Raw genomic sequence first — 20,922 nt, forward strand, 5'->3', positions numbered from 1 at the left:
TCTGTTTTTGATTGCGTTTTGAATCAGAGCAAAAAATTACTCAACGATTGCTATTAGTCGACAATAGCCATGATGTCGTTTTCAGACATGATAAGAACTTCTTTGCCGTCGATCTTCTCAGTCTTAGTGCCGTAACCTTCAGCGAAGATAACGGTATCACCAACTTTAACGTCCAGCGGTAGCACTGTGCCGTTCTCTAGGATGCGGCCCTTACCCACAGCTAGAACAACACCGCGAGTCGATTTTTCCGCAGCAGAACCAGTTAAAACGATGCCACCAGCTGACTTAGATTCAACTTCTTTACGTTCAACGATAACTCGGTCATGTAATGGACGAATGTTCATCGGTCGTCTCTCCTGAAAATTTCCATGATTATTTGATAATTGCCCGCTCAGGGGCACGTGATCTGTATATAAGGGCAAAGCTAAGGATCCCAAGGGGTAGACGTGAAATTTTTGTGACTTAGTTAAAATAACCAGCAGCTAAGCAACGGTTTGCGTGCGAAATGCTCGCTCGCCGAGGCAATGGCTTTCTTGTATCCTTGCCCTTCCCTCACCAGATAGACGTCAAAAATGTTGGAAAAGAATAAGCCGGGCAACCAGGCCGAAGACAAACATGGTTTGTTGACCGCCCCCATTCCCGACACCTTACGCAAAATGACCGTACCTATGACCATGGGCATGATCGCGATTTTGATGTTTAACTTGGTCGATACCTTTTTTATCTCACTGTTGGGTACCGAAGCGCTCGCCGCGATCAGTTATACCTTCCCAGTGACCTTTGCGGTGAACTGCATCACCATGGGCATTGGGATGGGCCTGTCGACCAATATAGGCCGCTTACTTGGCCAAGGGCAGTCTTCCCAAGCCGCTCGTTTTACCAGTCATGGCTTACTGCTTGCCGTTGCCCTAGTCACTATCGCTTCGACATTGGGCTTCTTTACTATCGAACCTTTGTTTAGCTTCCTAGGCGCAAAAGAAGACTCTATCCCACTGATTGAGCAGTATATGCAGGTTTGGTATTTGACCATTCCTCTATTAGTGATTCCAATGGCGGGCAACAGTGCCATTCGCGCCACAGGTGACACCAAAACTCCAGCCAAGATCATGATGCTCGCAGGGCTTATTAACGGCATTCTCGACCCGTTACTGATCTTTGGCTATGGCCCTTTCCCTGAGCTCGGCATTCAAGGCGCTGCGATTGCCAGTGCATTCAGTTGGCTTGGTGCGTTGTGCGGTTCTTTCTATGTACTGATCAAACGCGAAAAGCTGCTTGCCGCGCCGCAATGGTCGCTCATCAAACAAGACTGGCAGCAAACACTTAAGATAGGCACACCCGCCGCCCTATCGAATGCCATGACGCCACTCTCTGGCGCGATTCTGATGATGATACTTTCCAGTCACGGTACTGCAGCGGTGGCCGCTTATGGCGCGGCGCAGCGTATTGAGTCAATTTTGATTCTGGTGCTGATGTCGCTTACCTCTGCACTCACCCCGTTTATGGCGCAAAATTTCGGAGCCAATAACCCTGCTCGTGCTTTCTCTGGCTGGTTCCTGAGCATGCGCTTTGCGGTGGTCTTCCAAGGCTTTATCTTTTTGATGATGGTGCCTCTTAGCATTCCTCTTGCTGCGCTTTTCTCTCAAGAAGCAGCGGTAAAAGACTTGTTGTGGCATTACCTCTTAGTCGTGCCATTTAGCTACGGCTTCCAAGGGATTGTGATGATGCTGGTGAGTGGCTATAACGCGATGCACAAACCGCTGCGCGCCTTCCAATGGAGCTTTATGCGCTTGTTCGTCTTTACGTTACCAGCGGCATGGGTTGGCAGTCAGCTTTATAGCATCGAAGGTTTGTTTATAGGCATTGCTCTGGGTAACACCTTAGGTGGGTTGTTAGGTTATCTCTTTGCCCTGCGCGAGCGTCGCCTGACGTTAGCAGAGCATGCGAGTTCTTAACTCGGCACAGAGCCTGTCTCAAACAAACTTCAGCTCAGGTAAATTTCAGACAATAAAAAACCGCAGATAACCGCGGTTTTTTGATTTTGACTTTATCAAGCGAGCTTAGAATAGCTCTTCAGCAACTTGGTATAGGTCGTTGCGTACTGGACGCTTCATGTTCTCGATTGCATCGATGATGTCGTGGTGAACCAGTTGCTCTTTCACGATACCAACACAACGGCCACCATGGCCTTCCATTAGTAGGTGAACGGCGTAGTTACCCATGCGAGATGCTAGAACACGGTCGAATGCTGTTGGACGACCACCACGTTGGATGTGACCAAGAACCGTTGCGCGAGTTTCACGACCAGTCGCCGCTTCAATCTCTTTCGCTAGTTCGTTTGCATCCATCATCAGCTCAGTTAGCGCGATGATTGCGTGTTTCTTACCTTTAGAGATGCCATCTTGGATGTTGCTGATTAGCTTCTCTTTATCTAGACCAGTTTCTGGAGTGATGATGTACTCACAGCCACCTGCGATTGCAGACATCAGAGTTAGGTCACCACAGTGACGACCCATGATTTCTACGATAGAAATACGCTGGTGAGAAGAAGACGTGTCACGTAGACGGTCGATTGCATCGATAACTGTGTTTAGTGCAGTTAGGTAACCGATTGTGTAATCAGTACCCGCGATGTCGTTATCGATTGTGCCTGGTAGACCGATACATGGGTAACCCATTTCAGTCAGTTTCTTAGCACCCATGTAAGAACCGTCACCACCGATAACAACTAGTGCATCGATACCGTGTTTTTTAAGGTTCTCAATCGCTTGTTCGCGTACTGCCACTTCCTTGAATTCAGGGAAACGTGCAGAGCCTAGGAATGTACCACCCTTGTTGATCACATCAGAAACGCTAGAACGATCTAGCTTCTCGATGCGGCCTTCGTATAGACCTAGGTAGCCATCGTAAACACCGTAAACTTCCAATCCCTCAGATAGTGCTGTACGAACTACGCCGCGTACTGCAGCGTTCATACCAGGTGCGTCACCGCCACTTGTTAAAACACCGATCTTCTTAATCATGCTCACCCTCGATCTTTGGCAATCAATTTATTTAATTTTCTTCTAGGCCCCTTGTTACCAAGCAACCTGCATAATCCAGAACTGTGCGTTATGTTACATTTCCTCTACAGGAATACCAATGAAAACACACTTTTTTATGTAACTTTTCTACTTATGTAAGAGTATTACAGTTTCTCTTTGCAACTTCGTTGATTCACATCAGGATCACGATTCTTAATAAGCAGTGATGGAAAGATAGCCAATAAGCGCCTGTTTGTCGTCAGACACCGTCTGATTTTTCGACCGCTACCAATCTTGCGCCTTCTGCTCTTTCTCTGGCCCAAACACAACCGATAATGGATCTTGGTGGATCAATACGTCCGCCTCAGGGAAAAGAGCCAGCAAATTGTCTTCTACTTTATCGGCAATATGATGTGCTTCGATCAAACGTAAATTGTCATCTAGTTCTAGGTGTAACTGGATAAAACGCGTTGGACCAGACATACGCGTACGCAACTGATGCACACCTAATACCCCGTTCACTTTCAAGCACTCTGAGCGGATTTGTTCTAGTTCTTCATCAGGCAATTTTCTGTCTAACAAAGTCTGAATCGCTTCGCTGACCATCTTGAAAGCGCTGTACAAAATAAAGATACCAATACCAATCGCAAACACCGCATCGGCTTGGGTGACACCAAAGTAGCTCAAACCTAACGCCACCATAATGGCACCGTTCATATAAAGGTCAGTTTGGTAATGAAGAGAATCCGCAGCAATAGCTTGGCTACCAGTAAGGCGCACCACATGCTTTTGGAACATCACAAGTCCAAAGGTCACCACCATGGCGAATAAAGAGACGTAAACACCGAGCTCTGGAGCATTGAGTTCATGTGGACGGAAGAAGCGTTCGATACCATTAAGAATCAAGAACACGGCAGAACCCGAGATAAACATGGCTTGCGCCAAGGCCGCTAAAGACTCTGCTTTACCGTGACCAAATGTATGCTCTCTGTCGGCAGGTTGTAAGGAATAGCGCACCACAATAAGGTTTACTACCGATGCCGCGATATCCAGCATCGAGTCGATTAAGGATGCAAGTAGACTGACCGAGCCAGTGACCCACCAAGTGATGACTTTAACAATCAAAAGAAGTGTCGCGACAATAGTAGCCGTCCAAGCAGCCGTCGTGACTAAACGTGCGTATTGCTGTTTCATAATCAAATAGTTAACTCAAACCGTGCTTTGAGTATACCTTGAGAATTATGTAATGAGTATGAAATCGCCAAGATCAAAAAGAGGCAGCACTCTGGCTACCTCTTTCACTTTATTTTTCAGCGATTAGCTGTTGTGGTGCTTTTCCATGCGTTTTTGCATTTTTTCGCCACACTGTTGTTGACGCTCTTTTTGTAGCTCAACAAATTTTGTTTTTTGCTCAGGAGTCAGAACACTCAGCATTTGGTGCTTTTTCTCCATCATCTTAACGCGACGCTCAGTCTGCTTCTCAACCATTTCTTTCGCTAGGTCGTTTGCTGCTGCTTCGTCAAAGTTATCCGCCAATAGTAGCGCTTGTACTTTGTCGTGGTGTGCTTGACGCTCAGCCATGTGAGCTTCGTGGCCATCGGCGAATTTCGCTTTCATTTCTGCTTTGTTCGCTTTACGCATTTCTTTTAGCTGGTCTTTTTGTGCATCCGTTAGGTCTAGTTGACGCATGATGCCGCGGTCCATACCCATACCACACTCACCGCGATGACCTTTGTGGTCTTTACCGCCAAATGCGAATGCACTCGCTGTACCTAGAGTTAGAGGTAGAACAACAGCCGCTAGTACCAGTTTCTTTGCAGTTTTCATAATACGATTCCTTACACAGGTTAGTGATTCTTCTGAGCTGTTCTCACAGCGCTTGAGTGTAGAATACGACCTACTAGGTAAAGCGACGTATAGAGACCGTAAAGAATCGTAAAGAGTGATTTTTACACTCATTCTTCACCGTCATTACCATGTAATATTAAAACAACTACGAATGATAAATAGGTACTCATATGGCGAACATTCTTTTGATTGATGACGATACCGAGCTAACCAGCCTACTTAAGGAAGTGCTGAGCTTTGAAGGGTACGAAGTCAGTGAAGCCAATGATGGTGAAGCAGGCTTATTGGCTATTAACAGTGAGATCGATCTTGTACTGCTTGACGTCATGATGCCAAAACTCAATGGAATGGAAACCCTAAAGCGCCTGCGAGAAAACTGGGAAACGCCAGTCCTTATGCTAACGGCGAAAGGCGAAGAGATAGACCGCGTTATCGGCCTAGAGCTTGGCGCCGATGATTACCTACCTAAACCATTTAGTGACCGCGAATTACTGGCGCGCATCCGTGCGATTTTGCGTCGTACCAGCAGCACTCAAAAGAGCAGCAAAAACAGCGATTGCATTGAGTATCGAGAAATCAAACTCTATCCAGGCAAACAAGAAGCGTACTGTGAAGAAGCCTTACTGGATTTAACCACGACCGAGTTTGCGCTGTTAACGCACTTTGTGCAGAACCCAGGCCACGTACTGACGAAAGAAACTCTCAGCCTTGATGTACTTGGTAAGCGCCTTGCAGCCTTTGACCGTGCGATCGATATGCACGTATCCAACCTACGTAAAAAATTGCCAGACCAAAACAACGGTAAGCCACGCATTAAAACCCTACGAGGGCGCGGCTACATGTTGATTGAGGAGGATTAATGCGCCCGTCACGCTTCAAACTGCCGAAGATTAATAGCCTGTATGGACGCATCTTTGCCATCTTTTGGTTCACCATGTTTTTGGTTCTGATGGCGGTGCTGTCATTACCGCATTTGGATCCACGTAAAGCTCGCGACATTCCGAAAGAACATTATCAGCGCATGCTTGAAATACGTGACGGTATTGAGAAGAAATACCGCAAGCAAGATAACCTGGGTAAGATCTTGTTCAGCCTCGAAGGGCAACGACGCAGTAAACATGATCCGCGTCCGCGCATCTTCTTTTCCGATCACGAAGGGAATGTGCTGAGCACCTCGAGCCACAAAGACTTTAAGCTTCGTGCACTGCAAAACTTTGTCACCAGCATTGAAGATCAATCACAGCCGAAACAAAAACTCTACGGTCGCTACATGATTGCAGGCCCTGTGCCGATCAACATCGCCAATTCTGACCTGTTGATGTACGTCGGCTTTAAATGGAATGAACCGCCACCGATCATGCTGCGTCTGTTCGACCACCCATTGCAATTGCTCCTCGCCGTCATGTTGGTAAGTACACCACTATTGTTATGGTTAGCATGGGCATTGAGCCAACCAGCCCGACGATTGGAAACCGCGGCACAGCGTGTGGCCAAAGGTGAGTTTGTCATTGACCCGAATCTGGAAAAAGGCACCACGGAGTTTCGCCAAGCAGGTACTAGCTTTAACCAAATGGTCGAGGCGGTGAATCAAATGATTTCTGGTCAGCAGCGTTTGCTCTCGGATATTTCTCACGAGCTGCGCTCTCCACTCACTCGCCTGCGTATGGCAAGTGCGTTGGCGACTCGTAAGCAAGGTGAAAGCCCAGAACTAACTCGTATTGATACCGAGGCCCAGCGCTTAGAACAGATGATCGCCGAGCTGCTTGAGTTGTCGCGCATGCAAGTGAACAGTCACATGACGCGTGAAACTCAGCCGATTGCCAGCTTATGGGAAGAGATCATTAAAGACGCACAGTTCGAAGCCGAACAAATGGGTAAAACGCTTAGCTACTCTGCTGTGCCAGAACGCAGTATCTCAGGTAACCCAAAACTGTTGATGAGTGCGGTGGAGAACATCATCCGCAACGCGATTTACTACGGCAAAGACGAAGTGAAAATCAACATTCAGGATTCATTCGATACGCTACGCATTGTGGTGGATGACAACGGCGAAGGCGTTCCAGAGGAAGAGTTGGAAGCGATTTTCCGTCCGTTTTATCGTGTGTCGACCGCGCGCGACCGCCATTCTGGTGGTACAGGGTTGGGCTTAACCATCACCGAAAGTGCGATTCGTCAGCACAGTGGTTCGATTATCGCAAGTCGCAGCCCATTGGGTGGTTTACGCGTCACCATTACCCTGCCATTGATCAGTGAGGCTAAATAACCCCACAAAGATCAAAGTTGATAATGATTTTCATTAACATTAAAGTAAATCCTCCATTAAGGAGGATTTACAATGTCGCACATATTCCCAGAGCTTCCGTACAGCTACGATGCGTTAGAGCCTTACATCGATGCGAAAACCATGGAAGTTCACTACAGTAAACACCATAAAACCTATTACGATAAATTCATGGCTGCCGCCAAAGGCAGCACTCTCGAGACTCAAAGCCTCGATGACATCTTCGCTTGCATTTCTCAACACAGCCCAGCTATCCGCAACAATGGCGGTGGTTACTACAATCACATCATTTACTGGAACTGCATGTCAGCAGATGGTGGCGGTGAGCCTCAAGGTGCTCTTGCAGAGGCCATCAACGATAAGTTTGGCGACTTCGAAAAATTCAAAGACGAATTTGCCCAAGCGGCTATCAACACCTTCGGCTCTGGCTTTGCTTGGCTAGTTGTAAAAGATGGTGAAATTCACATTACCTCCACCAGCAACCAAGACAACCCTCTGATGGACGTTGCTGCAGTACAAGGTGAGCCAGTTCTAGCATTGGATGTGTGGGAGCACGCTTACTACATCAGCTACCAAAACCGTCGCCCTGAGTACATCGACGCATGGTGGAATGTCGTCAACTGGCGCGCAGTGGAAGAGAACTACGCTCGCGCTCTGAGTTAATCTATCTCAATTAGGGCAACATAATGAAGTGGTTGCCCTCTTCTATACCCAGTCATTGTGTTGAATCTCGCTTCTCATGGTGACTTGGGTATATACTGCTCGCCTGTTTTGACCAATCTAATTCAATACCATGTTTGATATCGCTCTATACGAACCAGAAATCGCGCCGAACACCGGCAACATCATTCGCCTGTGTGCTAACTGTGGTGCGAATCTCCACCTGATTGAGCCACTGGGTTTCGATCTAGAAGAGAAGAAAGTCCGCCGCGCAGGTTTGGATTACCACGATTTGGCTCGCGTGACGCGTCATAAAAATTATCAAGCATTCTTGGAATACTTAGAGAAAGAGAAACAAGGCAACTACCGCCTGTTTGCATGCACGACAAAGACCACAGGTCATCATGTGGATGCGAAATATCAAGAAGGCGATGTTTTGATGTTTGGTCCAGAAACACGCGGTCTGCCAGCAGACGTAATTGATAGCCTGCCAATGGAACAACGTATTCGTATTCCGATGATGCCAGATGCGCGCAGCCTGAACCTGTCTAACGCCGTGGCTATCATTGCGTTTGAAGCATGGCGTCAAATGGGCTTTGAAGGCGCGTTGTAAGCACTGCAAATGACAGATACGAAAAAGGGCGCTCAATGCGCCCTTTTGCTTTTCTTACTGACCGATTGAATCAGTTGAGCTTGTTACGGTCATTGTCGTCTTTACGCTCGTATTCACCTTCGAAGGTGTTGCCGTTATCCGATTGAGAATCAAATGGGTCACGACGGAATGGGTCTTGCTCAAATGGACCTTGATTTGAGAAGCCACCTTGGAAGCCGCCACCATTCATGGTCTTCACCACCATCTTGCTCATTAGGTATTTCGCAATTGCCGCTCGCGGTGCTGGCAACAACACCAACATACCCAATGCGTCGGTCATGAAACCTGGTGTTAACAGCAATACGCCTGCAACTGCCAGCATTACGCCTTCAAAAATTTGCTGAGCCGGAATTTCACCTTGCTCTAAACGACCTTGCACTGACATCAAGGTCTGGATGCCTTGGCTGCGTACCAAAGACGCGCCGACAAATGCCGTGATCAATACCAAAGCAATCGTAGGCCAGAGACCTAAAAAGCCTCCCACCTGAATAAATAGGCCGATTTCGATGATCGGGACGAAAATAAACGCCAATAATAAGATAGGAAACACACGCCCTCCTTTGTTGATTTCAGTGTAATGGCAAAAGCCTACTAAGCTCAAACGAATCGTTGTAAAAAAGCGTGTTCATACTAGGGAGAATGCGTTGTGCAAAAAACGCCATTTGAACAAAGATGCATATACAAAAATTGGTCGTTGAAAAGTGCTATTTTCGCACTCTTAATATCCATGTTTGTCGAGGAAAATCGCCTACCCATAAAGGGTTATTAATATCCCGTTCATACTTTGCAAATTATTGACGCATTAAAAGCGAAAAAGGTGATCCACTTACTATTTTTATGCGCTAGGTGCAGTATGATGTGCCACATAAGTCAGGACGGTTTTTCCAGCCAAAAACTCTGATGAATGGATTCTAGATTGCAGAAATGGCTAATAAATAACTTAAATATCAGAATTATTATCTAAGGATCCTGTTATGGCTACACTATCTGATGCACCAAAGACAGCAAACCAAGCCACTCGTATTGAAGAAGATCTATTAGGCCAACGTCATGTCCCTGCCGATGCTTACTACGGCATCCACACACTTCGCGCTATCGAAAACTTCAACATTTCAAGCACTACCATCTCTGACGTACCTGAATTTGTACGTGGCATGGTAATGACTAAGAAAGCCGCTGCACTAGCAAACAAAGAGCTAGGCGCAATTCCAAAAGACGTTGCTAACTACATCCTAGAAGCGTGTGATTTGATCCTTGAAACAGGTAAGTGCATGGATCAGTTCCCTTCAGACGTATTCCAAGGCGGTGCAGGCACGTCAGTGAACATGAACACTAACGAAGTTATCGCGAACGTTGCACTTGAACTGATGGGCAAGGAAAAAGGCCAATATGAGTTCATCAACCCGAACGATCACGTTAACAAGAGCCAATCAACAAACTGTGCGTACCCAACGGGTTTCCGTATCGCGGTTTACAACAGTGTTCATCAGTTGATGGAAGCGATCGAATACCTTAAAGGCGCATTCGAGCTTAAAGCACAAGAATTCAAAGACATCTTGAAGATGGGTCGTACTCAGCTGCAAGATGCGGTTCCTATGACTGTGGGTCAAGAGTTCCACGCATGGGCAGTAACACTAAACGAAGAAATTCGTGCTCTAGATTACACGTCTAAGCTACTACTAGAAATCAACCTAGGTGCAACAGCAATCGGTACTGGTCTAAACGCACCTACAGGTTACCAAGCGCTAGCAGTAAAACACCTAGCAGAAGTAACTGGCGTTGAAGTGGTTGCAGCAGAAGACCTAATCGAAGCGACTTCTGACTGTGGTGCTTACGTAATGACGCACGGCGCGTTGAAACGTCTAGCAGTGAAACTGTCGAAGATCTGTAACGACCTTCGTCTACTTTCTTCTGGTCCACGTGCTGGTCTTAACGAACTGAACCTACCAGAAATGCAAGCAGGCTCTTCAATCATGCCAGCGAAAGTAAACCCAGTTATCCCAGAAGTAGTAAACCAAGTTTGCTTCAAAGTTCTAGGTAACGACAACACGGTTTCTTTCGCAGCAGAAGGCGGTCAGCTTCAGCTAAACGTAATGGAACCAGTTATCGCACAAAGCGTGTTTGAGTCTATCTCTCTACTACACAATGCGTGTGTGAACCTACGCGATAAATGTATCGATGGCATCACTGTGAACAAAGAAGTTTGCGAAAACTACGTTTACAACTCTATCGGTATCGTAACTTACCTAAACCCATACATCGGCCACCACGAAGGCGATATCGTTGGTAAGATCTGTGCAGAAACAGGTAAGAGTGTACGTGATGTAGTTCTAGAACGCGGTCTATTAACTGAAGAAGAGCTAGATGACATCTTATCGGTTGAAAACTTCATGCATCCGACTTATAAAGCGAAACGCTACGAGTAATCGCATGTGAAAGGGGTCCCTAACGGGACCCTTTTTTGGGCTCGAATACGGTTAACCACAATTTTTATGCGCTTTTTATTGCCGTAAGCCGCTCGGGTTCTGATTTTCTGAACACTTACTCCTGTTCCTGAGTGCTCAAAAAATCAGAATCATTAAAAACTAAAAGAGGTATCAATATGGTAATGGTCGAACTCTTCGTGGTTCTGCTCTTCATTTATTTGGGGGCAAGAATCGGTGGTATCGGCATTGGTTTTGCCGGTGGTGCTGGGGTAATTGCATTGTCTTTAATCCTAGGTGTCCCGACAAGCCAGTCTTTCATCCCTGTCGATGTAATCCTGATCATCATGTCTGTAATTACTGCTATCGCTGCAATGCAGGTAGCGGGTGGTTTGGACTGGATGGTTCAGGTTGCGGAAGACTTTTTGCGTAAACATCCCGAACGCATCACCTTTTACGCACCTATCGTGACATTCCTAATGACACTACTTGCGGGTACTGGTCACACGGCATTCTCTACTCTTCCTGTTATTGCAGAAGTAGCGAAAGGCCAAGGTGTTCGTCCTTCTCGTCCACTGTCTATCGCGGTAGTAGCATCGCAAATCGCTATCACAGCGTCGCCAATCTCCGCGGCTGTTGTTGCGTTCGCAGCAATGCTTCACCCATTTGGCGTTGACTACCTAACGCTACTAGCAATCTGTATCCCAACAACGTTCATCGCTTGTATGATCGGTGCATTCGTAGCGAACTTCATGGGTAGCGAGCTTAAAGACGATCCTGAATACCAAGACCGTCTAGCAAAAGGCCTGATCAAGCTAAACACAGAATCTAAGCGCGAAATCCTGCCAACAGCGAAGAAAGCAACCTTCATCTTCCTAGGCGCTATCGCATTCGTAGTATGTTACGCAGCAGCAATCTCTGGCTCTGTTGGCCTTATCGAGAACCCTGCGCTAGGTCGTAACGAAGCTATCATGACGGTAATGCTAGCAGCTGCGGCAGCTATCGTAATGAGCTGTAAAATCGACGCTGGCAAAATCCCAGCAGCAGCAACATTCCGCTCTGGTATGACAGCGTGTGTGTGTGTTCTTGGTGTGGCATGGCTAGGTTCTACGTTCGTTAACGCGCACGTTGACGGCATCAAAGAAGTGGCTGGTGCACTACTAGCAGACTACCCATGGATGCTAGCACTTGTTCTATTCTTCGCTTCAATGCTGCTTTACTCGCAAGGTGCAACTACCGTTGCGCTTATGCCAGCAGCACTAGCAATCGGTGTGGCACCACTTACCGCAGTTGCGTCTTTCGCAGCAGTAAGTGCGCTATTCGTACTGCCAACTTACCCAACGCTACTAGCAGCGGTTGAGATGGACGACACGGGTTCAACTCGCATCGGTAAGTACGTATTCAACCACCCATTCTTCGTACCAGGTGTGGCTACCATCGCTTCAGCGGTAGCACTTGGCTTCGCATTCGGTGGTCTACTGATCTAGTAGAAACAGAGTCTTAATCGGGGAGCTTCGGCTCCCTTTTTTATTGCCTGTCGCATTGGATAGCGCTTAACAAATCTTCACTTCCATGAAACTTATTGGCTAGCCAGCAGGTCTGATTGAGTTACACTAACGGCAACTATCTAAGATGAATTGAACCTTTTATGCGTGCATTATTTTCCGTCTTACTTTTAGGGCTTATTACCTTCTCTGCGCCTTCTTTTGCGCTGTTTGGCAATGACCAGTTAGGCAATACCCAGAACACCTTTGGCAACAGCAACGATACCTTTGTGTCTGTCGATCAGGCTTTCCCATTCAACTACTACCAACAAGACGGCAAACTGATGCTGGACTGGCAAGTACGCGATGGTTATTACCTGTATCAAGAACGCCTATCGGTAGCGGGTGAGAAAGTATCGCTAGGCGAACTGCAAATGGAAGACGGAACGCCACATAAAGATGAATTCTTTGGTGACGTGCATATCTACACTCAGCCTTTGTTCGTCAACGTACCAATGCATGATTGGCAAGACGGAGCACGCGTGGTAGTTCAATACCAAGGTTGTGCGAAAGCAGGCTTCTGTTACCCACCAGAAACTCGCGTGATTCCTATCAGCGCGTTTACTTCGTCGAACTCAGATTCAACAGCGGCGACGACAACACCAAAAGCAGAGCAAACACCAACAGTAACGCCACCAGCGGCGCAATCATCTAGTTCTGGCGACACGCCATCGGCTCCAGTAACACAGCAAGATAGCCTTGCCGCAAACCTAGCTGATAACTGGTGGACGCCACTTCTATTCTTAGCGCTTGGTGTGGGCTTAGCATTTACGCCATGTGTGCTACCTATGTACCCAATTCTGACCAGCATAGTGCTTGGCAGTGGCAAACTGAGCCAACATCGCGCGCTAGGCTTGTCGTTTGTCTACGTGCAAGGCATGGCGCTAACTTACACCCTACTCGGCCTTGTGGTGGCGTCTGCGGGCATGCAATTCCAAGCGGCAATGCAACACCCTTATGTGTTGATTGGTTTGAGTGTGCTGTTCGTGACACTCGCATTGTCTATGTTTGGTGTTTATAACCTGCAACTGCCAAGTGGCGTACAAACGTGGTTAAACAACCTCAGCAACAAACAACAAGGCGGAAGCAGCGCAGGTGTATTCGCGATGGGTGCGATTTCTGGTCTGGTGTGCTCACCATGTACCACAGCACCTCTGTCTGGTGCGCTACTTTACGTTGCACAAAGCGGTGACTTACTGACAGGTGGTATCGCGCTCTATGCACTAGCAATGGGTATGGGTATTCCACTCATTCTTGTTGCTGTATTCGGCAACAAACTTCTGCCGAAAGCTGGGGGTTGGATGGATCGCGTTAAGACGCTATTCGGCTTCATCCTTTTGGCTGCACCTATCTTCTTACTTGAGCGCATCATGCCAGAAATGTGGGTGACGGCATTGTGGTCAGCACTGGGTATCGCGGCTTTTGGTTGGCTATACCACATCAAAAACAGCCTAGAATTTGGCGGTTGGAAGCAAAGTGCAGTGGGCATCATTGCCATGCTTGGTTTGTTTGCTTCTGCTCAACCAGCACTAAACTACTGGTTTGGCGGTAGCACCACTACACAAACTCAGCAAACAACAGTGAGCTTTACCCGTATCGCTAACGTGGCTGAGCTTGAGACTGCACTTGCTCAGGCGAAACAAGCCGGCAAACCAGTGATGCTGGATTTCTACGCCGACTGGTGCGTAGCATGTAAAGAGTTCGAGAAGTACACCTTCCATGACCCAAGCGTCGAAGCCAAACTGCAAGACTTCGTTCTTCTGCAAGCGGACGTAACTAAGAACCAAGTGCAAGACATCGAGCTGCTTAAGCATATGAATGTCCTTGGTTTACCAACGATTGAGTTCTGGGATGCCAATGGCGAACACGTTTCAAACGCTCGTTTGACGGGCTTTATGCAAGCCGAGCCTTTCTTAGAGCATATCAACCGATTCTGATGATGAATCTTTCAAACGCCAGTGATTTTTCACTGGCGTTTTTTGTTGTCTCAATAAAACCAAGAAAGTTGCGTTTATATGCAATTTTTCTAATAAAAGTCGATTTAGTTCAGACTTTTAGCGGATAAATATTGTCCACATTCTTAAAGGTGGACAATAATTCCATTAACGAAATAGTCAAAAGTGTTTAACGTCATGGATTCGACCTACACCATTATCATCGCTGATGATCACCCGCTGTTCCGCAATGCCTTGTTCCAATCGGTACACATGGCTGTGAGTGGTGCCAACCTTCTCGAAGCGGATACGCTGGACGCTCTACTCGCGTTGCTGGAAAAAGAAGAAGAGCCAGATTTGGTGTTGTTAGATCTCAAGATGCCAGGCGCCAATGGCATGTCGGGCTTGATTCACCTTCGTGCTGAATACCCAGATCTTCCGGTGGTGGTGGTATCTGCCAGCGAAGAGCCTAGTGTGGTCACACAAGTGAAGAGCCACGGTGCGTTCGGATTTATTCCAAAATCGAGCGACATGCGCGAGCTGGTCAATGCCCTCAACCAAGTTCTCAATGGCGACCCATACTTCCCAGAAGGCTTAATCACCAACAACGCAGCCTGTAATGACTTGGCAGAAAAAATTGCCGCACTTACCCCTCAGCAATACAAAGTGTTGGGTATGCTTTCCGATGGCTTACTCAACAAGCAAATCGCTTACGAACTCAATGTCTCTGAGGCCACCATCAAAGCGCACATGACGGCGATTTTCCGCAAACTGGGCGTGAAGAACCGTACTCAAGCCGTCATCCTACTGCAGCAAATGGAACCCGAGCAGTAATGTGTTAGTAAATATATCTAATTCACATTTATATGACGCAAAAAGAACAACAGACGTTAAAATAAACAGGCTGTCACACACAGCCTTTTCATCCCTCTGTTAAACCGCTAACTCTGGGAGGTCATACTTTGCTAAGTATTCTCGTCACTCAATTCGTCGTACTCTGGGCCGTCATCGACCCGATTGGTTCAGTACCCGTTTATCTATCACAAACTCAACACCTCACGGCAAAACAGCGTCGTCTCGTCGCGTTGAAAGCCATTGCCATTTCGATGGGTGTGTTGCTGTTCTTTCTTATTGCCGGTCAGTTATTACTGGAAGCAATGCAAATCCCATTACCCGCGTTCCAAGCCGCTGGTGGCTTAGTGTTATTGCTGTTTGCATTGTCGATGATCTTTGGTGAGAGCAAGCCAGAACAAGAACAAAAACTGGGCGAAGAAGTCAGCCACTCCGATCTCGCTGACTTAGCCGTTTACCCTCTTGCGATTCCTTCGATTGCGTCGCCGGGTGCCATGATGGCTATCGTGATGCTCACCGATAACAACCGATACTCTTTTGTCGACCAAGCAATGACCGCAGGCGTCATGATTGCGGTACTTCTGGTGACCTTATTCTTGTTACTAGGTGCAAACACGATTCAAAAAGTGATTGGTAACGTAGGCGCAGCCATCATCAGTCGCGTAATGGGGCTTATCCTTGCTGCTGTTGCACTGAATAATTTGCTGCTTGGTATAAAAGATTTCTATGTTAATTGATAAAACTCTTAGACCTTTGGCTAATTTAACATCAAATTAACATCACACTTTTATTCCCACCTCCTCTCAAACGCCCTAAAAACGGGCGTTTTTGCTTTTTAGCGTCCCGACTAAAGTTGAAAAGAGTTCTTGCCAGTGCCTTGCTAATGTACATGTTGAAACATTTTTTTAACAACAATACCAATCGTAAGGAGACGGCAATGGCATTTGAAAGCGAAGAAAGAGCCAAAGCCTACTGGGACAAGAACGTGAAGCTCATGATTACCCTAATGGTCATCTGGTTCGTAGTGTCTTTCGGCTGCGGCATTTTATTTGTCGACGTACTTAATCAATTTCAATTAGGTGGATACAAACTCGGGTTCTGGTTTGCTCAACAAGGCTCCATCTATGCCTTCCTAGGTATTATTTTCTACTACGCGTGGAAAATGCGCCAAATCGACCGTGAATTCGGCGTAGATGAGTAAGGAGTAACTCAGATGGATTTGAAAACTATTACCTATCTGGTGGTTGGCGCGACGTTCGTCCTCTACATCGGTATTGCGATTTGGGCTCGTGCGGGCTCAACCAAAGAATTCTATGTAGCAGGCGGCGGTGTAAACCCTATCGCTAACGGCATGGCAACGGCAGCAGACTGGATGTCAGCAGCATCGTTCATCTCAATGGCTGGCTTGATTGCCTTCATGGGGTACGGCGGTTCGGTATTCCTGATGGGCTGGACAGGCGGTTACGTACTGCTTGCACTTCTGCTTGCGCCATACCTACGTAAGTTCGGTAAGTTTACTGTGCCAGAATTCGTAGGTGAGCGTTTCTACTCTAACGCAGCACGTATCGTAGCGGTTGTGTGTCTTATCATCGCATCAGTAACTTACGTTATCGGTCAGATGAAAGGCGTGGGCGTGGCGTTCGGGCGTTTCCTAGAAGTGGATTACTCAACAGGTCTACTGATCGGTATGTGTATCGTATTCATGTACGCAGTAATGGGCGGCATGAAAGGCATTACCTACACGCAGATTGCTCAATATTGCGTACTCATTCTTGCTTACACTATTCCTGCAATCTTTATCTCTCTGCAACTAACAGGTAACCCACTACCACAGATCGGCTTAGGCAGTACCATCCAAGGCACCGATGTCTATCTACTCGATAGGCTCGACCAAGTGGTCACCGAGCTCGGCTTTAGTGAATACACCACCCAAGTTCGTGGCGACACACTAAACATGTTCGTGTACACCATGTCACTGATGATCGGTACGGCGGGTCTACCACACGTAATCATCCGTTTCTTTACCGTGCCTAAGGTTCGTGATGCACGTACATCAGCAGGTTGGGCACTAGTTTTCATTGCTATCCTTTACACAACAGCACCTGCAGTATCTGCTATGGCGCGCCTAAACCTAATGGATACCGTTAACCCAGCTCCGGGTCAGCACCTTGCTTATGATGAGCGTCCTGACTGGTTCAAGAACTGGGAGAAAACAGGTCTACTAGGCTTTGATGATAAGAACGGCGACGGTCTGATCGAGTACACGTCAAACCCAGCAACCAATGAGCTGAAAGTTGACCGTGACATCATGGTACTAGCAAACCCAGAGATTGCTAAACTACCTAACTGGGTTATCGCACTTGTCGCAGCAGGTGGTCTGGCGGCAGCACTATCGACAGCTGCAGGTCTACTACTGGCGATTTCGTCCGCAATATCTCATGACTTAATCAAAGGTGTGATAAATCCGAACATATCCGAGAAGAAAGAGCTGCTCGCGAGCCGAATCTCCATGGCAGTCGCCATCGCAGTCGCCGGTTACTTAGGCTTGAATCCGCCAGGGTTTGCAGCCGGTACGGTAGCGCTCGCCTTCGGTCTGGCGGCATCCTCCATCTTCCCTGCGTTGATGATGGGCATCTTCAGTAAGAGCATCAACAAAGAAGGCGCAATCGCAGGTATGATTGCAGGTATCAGTATCACGCTATTCTACGTATTCCAGCACAAAGGCATCCTATTTGTTGCTGACTGGACTTACCTACAAAGCTGGGGTCAGAACTGGTTCCTAGGCATCGAACCAAACGCATTTGGTGCAATTGGTGCTGTGTTCAACTTCATCGTGGCATTCGCTGTATCGAAAGTAACGGCAGAAACACCACAAGAAGTAAAAGACCTAGTCGAGCACGTACGTGTACCAGCAGGCGCTGGCGGTGCGGTAGACCACTAAAATATAACGCAAACCACAAAAGCCCCGCTTGGGGCTTTTTTATTCACTTAACTTATTCTAATAATTAGAGATTCCCTGAACCGTAGCAAGGAAGCATACCAATGCCATTGATTATATGTTCAGGGGTTACGCGGAAAAAATCGCTTAGAACAAGGCAAAGATTGCTGCAAGCTAGTTGCTCTAACTTCAAAATCTTTAACGAAGTTATTAGCGATTTTAGCCAGTAAAAATGAACAGATAATTGATGGGATTAGTATTTTATGTTCAAAAACAAGCACTTTATTATCGCTCTGTTGATCGCCCCGATTCTGTCTTTGATCGCTTATTTCGGTACAGACATGGCTCTAAGTGAGAAACCTCATGCCGCTAAAGAAGGGGAAAGCTACAAACTGGCCAGCAAGTCGAATTGCCGTTATACCAGTGGCTTGTGTGATATGGAGAACGGTGACTTTAAAGTGAAGTTTCGCTCAGAAAAGCTGACTCAAGATAGCCTAGAGTTGTCTTTACATGCGGCTTACCCACTGGAAGGAGTGAAGCTTTCAGTCGTGGATAGCCAAGAGCAAAACGCACAACCAATTGACATGAAGCCAGCGGATCAAGCCGGACAAAACTGGACCATCACTTTGCCTAAGCCTGCATCAGCCGAGAGTTGGCTACGTGTTGCGATTCAATCTGAAGGCACGCTCTACTACGGTGAAACGCAAACAGCGTTTGTGAAATACGAAACCCTGTTTACGGACAAATAACTTACTTGCTCCATAAGGCTTGAAGACGCATTTGAGCCAACCTTATCTCGCGAAAGAATACCGAGCTTAATTGTAGGGATTGAGCTCTCCCACTTCAGCCGATACTGAGTCCGAGTATCGGCTTTTTTTGTTGTGTTATTTCCTCAAAAAAGCTGTGGTTGCTAATCGACAATTAATTGATAATAATTATCATTATCTTAATTGTCGAGGTAACTATGGACAGCAGCCAAGCCATCTACAACGCCTTTTTTAAAGCGCAAGATCGATTCCTTCATGTGTATGCGCCAAGCGGCTTCGAACCCGATGTGATTCATGATTACATCCATTGGGGTATGGTGCTGTCGTCCATCTACGATCACGATGCAGAGCACGAAAACCTGTTGCTGTGCGAGCTGTATTTGCGCCAAGTCTACTTCCATCTACTTGATGCAATTCAAGACCCTACTCGTAGTCGTATCTTCCGCCGAGTCTGCCTCGATTCCATTCACACTCCGCTACTTTGTCTCAAACGCTACTACTACCAGTTTGAGGATGGCGATGTGAAATTTCTCTCATTACAACAACAATTACGTCTGATACAGACGCCACTCGATTAAACAAAAGGAACCTACCATGACCACGGAATTCCGTATCGAAGCGGACAGCATGGGCGAAGTCAAAGTCCCAGCCAACGCTTTGTATCAAGCCCAAACTCAACGCGCTGTCGATAACTTTGCTTTCAGCAAACACACCATGCCGACAGGGTTTATTCAAGCACTCGCTCACATCAAACAAACCGCAGCGCTTACCAATGCTCAACTTGGCTTGCTAGAAGGTGATATAGCCAATGCCATCGCTGATGCCGCGCAAGCCATCATTGATGGTAAACACATCGCTCAATTCCCTATCGATGTATTCCAAACTGGCTCGGGCACCAGTTCCAACATGAATGCCAACGAAGTGATTGCAACATTGGCGTCTGAGCACCTAGGCGGAACGGTCAATCCAAATGATCACGTCAATATGGGTCAAAGCAGTAACGACGTAGTGCCTACTGCGATTCAAGTTAGCTCTGCAATTGCGATTGAGAAACAGCTACTGCCTGCACTGTCCCACCTAAGTGAAACACTAGAGACTAAGCAACAAGCCCTGAAAGATGTGGTGAAAACAGGTCGTACGCACCTCATGGATGCGATGCCAATTACCTTCGCCCAAGAGCTTGGTGGCTGGCAGTTCCAAATCGAGCACGCCAAACAAGCTATCGAACAAACACTGCCAGCAGTGAAAGCGTTAGCCCAAGGCGGAACAGCGGTGGGGACAGGGATCAACGCCGATCCACGTTTCGCCGATCTTTTTGCTGATAACCTTACGCAATCAACGCGCATCGAGTTTGCTTCAAGCAAAAACTTCTTCTTCAATCTCAGCAGTCAGGATGCGATCGTCTCCCTGTCGGGACAGCTCAAAACAGCAGCAGTTGCGATCATGAAGATCGCAAACGATCTTCGCTGGATGAACTCAGGTCCACTAGCTAGCTTAGGTGAAATCGAACTGCAAGGCTTACAGCCGGGCTCTTCTATCATGCCGGGCAAAGTGAACCCTGTGATTCCAGAAGCTGCAGCCATGGCGTCGGCACAAGTGATTGGTAACGACGCAACCATTACCGTTGCAGGTCAATCGGGTAACTTCCAACTTAATGTAATGCTGCCAGTGATAGCTCACAATGTACTAGAAAGCATTGAACTGCTGTCGAACAGCGCCGTTGCTTTGGCAGACAAAGCCATCGCGACGTTTGAAGTGCGCCAAGACAACCTTGATGTTGCACTGGCGAAGAACCCGATTCTGGTCACCGCACTTAACCCTGTGATTGGCTACCTAAAAGCAGCCGAAGTAGCGAAGAAAGCCTACAAACAAGGTCGCGCTATCATTGATGTTGCGGAAGAAGAAACAGACTTAGATCGCGCAACATTAGAAAGATTGCTCGATCCAGCCAAACTGACTCAAGGCGGCGTTGCAGAGTAAGCCACCGACCGAGCAACCCCTTA

20 protein-coding genes are annotated in these 20,922 nt (G+C 47.3%); 15 read left to right on the forward strand and 5 right to left on the reverse strand.

What is annotated here, in order from left to right; all coding sequences use genetic code 11:
* Positions 1–53: 53 nt before the first annotated feature.
* Complete coding sequence (locus QTO06_RS18285; protein WP_005440461.1) at positions 54–344, reverse strand: co-chaperone GroES; 291 nt, start codon at positions 342–344, stop codon at positions 54–56.
* A gap of 228 nt (positions 345–572) precedes the next feature.
* On the opposite strand from QTO06_RS18285, the gene QTO06_RS18290 reads away from it, so the two are divergent.
* On the forward strand, positions 573–1,952 hold the full coding sequence (locus QTO06_RS18290) for an MATE family efflux transporter (RefSeq protein ID WP_331409269.1): 1,380 nt from the start codon (positions 573–575) through the stop codon (positions 1,950–1,952).
* Positions 1,953–2,057: 105 nt separating this feature from the next.
* Here the strand turns inward: QTO06_RS18290 and pfkA are convergent, their stop codons facing one another.
* The 3 genes from pfkA to QTO06_RS18305 all read right to left on the reverse strand — a co-directional run bounded on the left by pfkA (position 2,058) and on the right by QTO06_RS18305 (position 4,847).
* A complete protein-coding gene (pfkA, locus tag QTO06_RS18295) occupies positions 2,058–3,020 on the reverse strand; it encodes a 6-phosphofructokinase (RefSeq protein ID WP_331409270.1) in 963 nt (320 codons plus the stop codon).
* 285 nt (positions 3,021–3,305) lie between these two features.
* Positions 3,306–4,214 carry a CDF family cation-efflux transporter FieF gene (gene fieF, locus QTO06_RS18300; RefSeq protein ID WP_331409271.1) on the reverse strand — a complete coding sequence of 303 codons (909 nt, stop codon included), beginning with the start codon at positions 4,212–4,214 and terminating at the stop codon, positions 3,306–3,308.
* Between the two features lie 123 nt (positions 4,215–4,337).
* Positions 4,338–4,847: a CpxP family protein gene (locus QTO06_RS18305; RefSeq protein ID WP_331409272.1), complete on the reverse strand. Its 510-nt coding sequence runs from the start codon at positions 4,845–4,847 to the stop codon at positions 4,338–4,340.
* 191 nt (positions 4,848–5,038) lie between these two features.
* Between QTO06_RS18305 and QTO06_RS18310 the strand changes: the two genes are divergently transcribed.
* From QTO06_RS18310 to trmL, 4 genes are all read left to right on the forward strand, one after another.
* Positions 5,039–5,728 carry a response regulator gene (locus tag QTO06_RS18310; RefSeq protein ID WP_331409273.1) on the forward strand — a complete coding sequence of 230 codons (690 nt, stop codon included), beginning with the start codon at positions 5,039–5,041 and terminating at the stop codon, positions 5,726–5,728.
* Positions 5,728–7,131, forward strand: coding sequence for an envelope stress sensor histidine kinase CpxA (cpxA, locus tag QTO06_RS18315; protein ID WP_331409274.1), 1,404 nt, complete (start codon positions 5,728–5,730; stop codon positions 7,129–7,131). Before QTO06_RS18310 ends, cpxA begins: the two co-directional genes overlap by 1 nt.
* Positions 7,132–7,203: 72 nt before the next feature.
* The gene (locus QTO06_RS18320; protein WP_331409275.1) at positions 7,204–7,812 is read left to right on the forward strand and encodes a superoxide dismutase; all 609 of its coding nucleotides are present in this window, start codon (positions 7,204–7,206) and stop codon (positions 7,810–7,812) included.
* A gap of 130 nt (positions 7,813–7,942) precedes the next feature.
* Positions 7,943–8,422 carry a tRNA (uridine(34)/cytosine(34)/5-carboxymethylaminomethyluridine(34)-2'-O)-methyltransferase TrmL gene (gene trmL / locus QTO06_RS18325; protein ID WP_009698900.1) on the forward strand — a complete coding sequence of 160 codons (480 nt, stop codon included), beginning with the start codon at positions 7,943–7,945 and terminating at the stop codon, positions 8,420–8,422.
* A 70-nt stretch (positions 8,423–8,492) separates the two neighbouring features.
* Here trmL and QTO06_RS18330 read toward each other — a convergent pair whose 3' ends face one another.
* A complete protein-coding gene (locus tag QTO06_RS18330) occupies positions 8,493–9,011 on the reverse strand; it encodes an FxsA family protein (RefSeq protein WP_255985437.1) in 519 nt (172 codons plus the stop codon).
* A gap of 424 nt (positions 9,012–9,435) precedes the next feature.
* On the opposite strand from QTO06_RS18330, the gene aspA reads away from it, so the two are divergent.
* The 10 genes from aspA to QTO06_RS18380 all read left to right on the forward strand — a co-directional run bounded on the left by aspA (position 9,436) and on the right by QTO06_RS18380 (position 20,899).
* Entirely contained in the window at positions 9,436–10,887 is a 1,452-nt protein-coding gene (gene aspA / locus QTO06_RS18335; protein WP_005440436.1) for an aspartate ammonia-lyase, read from the forward strand.
* 176 nt (positions 10,888–11,063) lie between these two features.
* Positions 11,064–12,371, forward strand: a complete 1,308-nt coding sequence (locus QTO06_RS18340; protein WP_005440434.1) for an anaerobic C4-dicarboxylate transporter — start codon at positions 11,064–11,066, stop codon at positions 12,369–12,371.
* A 161-nt stretch (positions 12,372–12,532) separates the two neighbouring features.
* Positions 12,533–14,365, forward strand: a complete 1,833-nt coding sequence (locus QTO06_RS18345; protein ID WP_331409277.1) for a protein-disulfide reductase DsbD — start codon at positions 12,533–12,535, stop codon at positions 14,363–14,365.
* A 195-nt stretch (positions 14,366–14,560) separates the two neighbouring features.
* Positions 14,561–15,196, forward strand: a complete 636-nt coding sequence (locus QTO06_RS18350) for a response regulator (protein ID WP_005440424.1) — start codon at positions 14,561–14,563, stop codon at positions 15,194–15,196.
* Positions 15,197–15,324: 128 nt separating this feature from the next.
* Positions 15,325–15,951 (forward strand): MarC family protein, encoded by a 627-nt coding sequence (locus QTO06_RS18355; RefSeq protein ID WP_005448274.1) that lies wholly within the window; start codon positions 15,325–15,327, stop codon positions 15,949–15,951.
* Positions 15,952–16,151: 200 nt separating this feature from the next.
* Positions 16,152–16,415 (forward strand): DUF4212 domain-containing protein, encoded by a 264-nt coding sequence (locus QTO06_RS18360; RefSeq protein WP_005448273.1) that lies wholly within the window; start codon positions 16,152–16,154, stop codon positions 16,413–16,415.
* A gap of 12 nt (positions 16,416–16,427) precedes the next feature.
* Positions 16,428–18,155: a sodium:solute symporter family protein gene (locus QTO06_RS18365; RefSeq protein WP_005448271.1), complete on the forward strand. Its 1,728-nt coding sequence runs from the start codon at positions 16,428–16,430 to the stop codon at positions 18,153–18,155.
* Positions 18,156–18,415: 260 nt separating this feature from the next.
* A complete protein-coding gene (locus QTO06_RS18370; protein WP_005448269.1) occupies positions 18,416–18,901 on the forward strand; it encodes a hypothetical protein in 486 nt (161 codons plus the stop codon).
* Positions 18,902–19,116: 215 nt separating this feature from the next.
* Positions 19,117–19,497 carry a hypothetical protein gene (locus QTO06_RS18375; RefSeq protein WP_005440416.1) on the forward strand — a complete coding sequence of 127 codons (381 nt, stop codon included), beginning with the start codon at positions 19,117–19,119 and terminating at the stop codon, positions 19,495–19,497.
* 16 nt (positions 19,498–19,513) lie between these two features.
* On the forward strand, positions 19,514–20,899 hold the full coding sequence (locus tag QTO06_RS18380; RefSeq protein ID WP_331409278.1) for a class II fumarate hydratase: 1,386 nt from the start codon (positions 19,514–19,516) through the stop codon (positions 20,897–20,899).
* Positions 20,900–20,922: the final 23 nt, after the last annotated feature.

This window comes from Vibrio sp. M260121, from assembly GCF_036533715.1.
Lineage (GTDB): Bacteria > Pseudomonadota > Gammaproteobacteria > Enterobacterales > Vibrionaceae > Vibrio.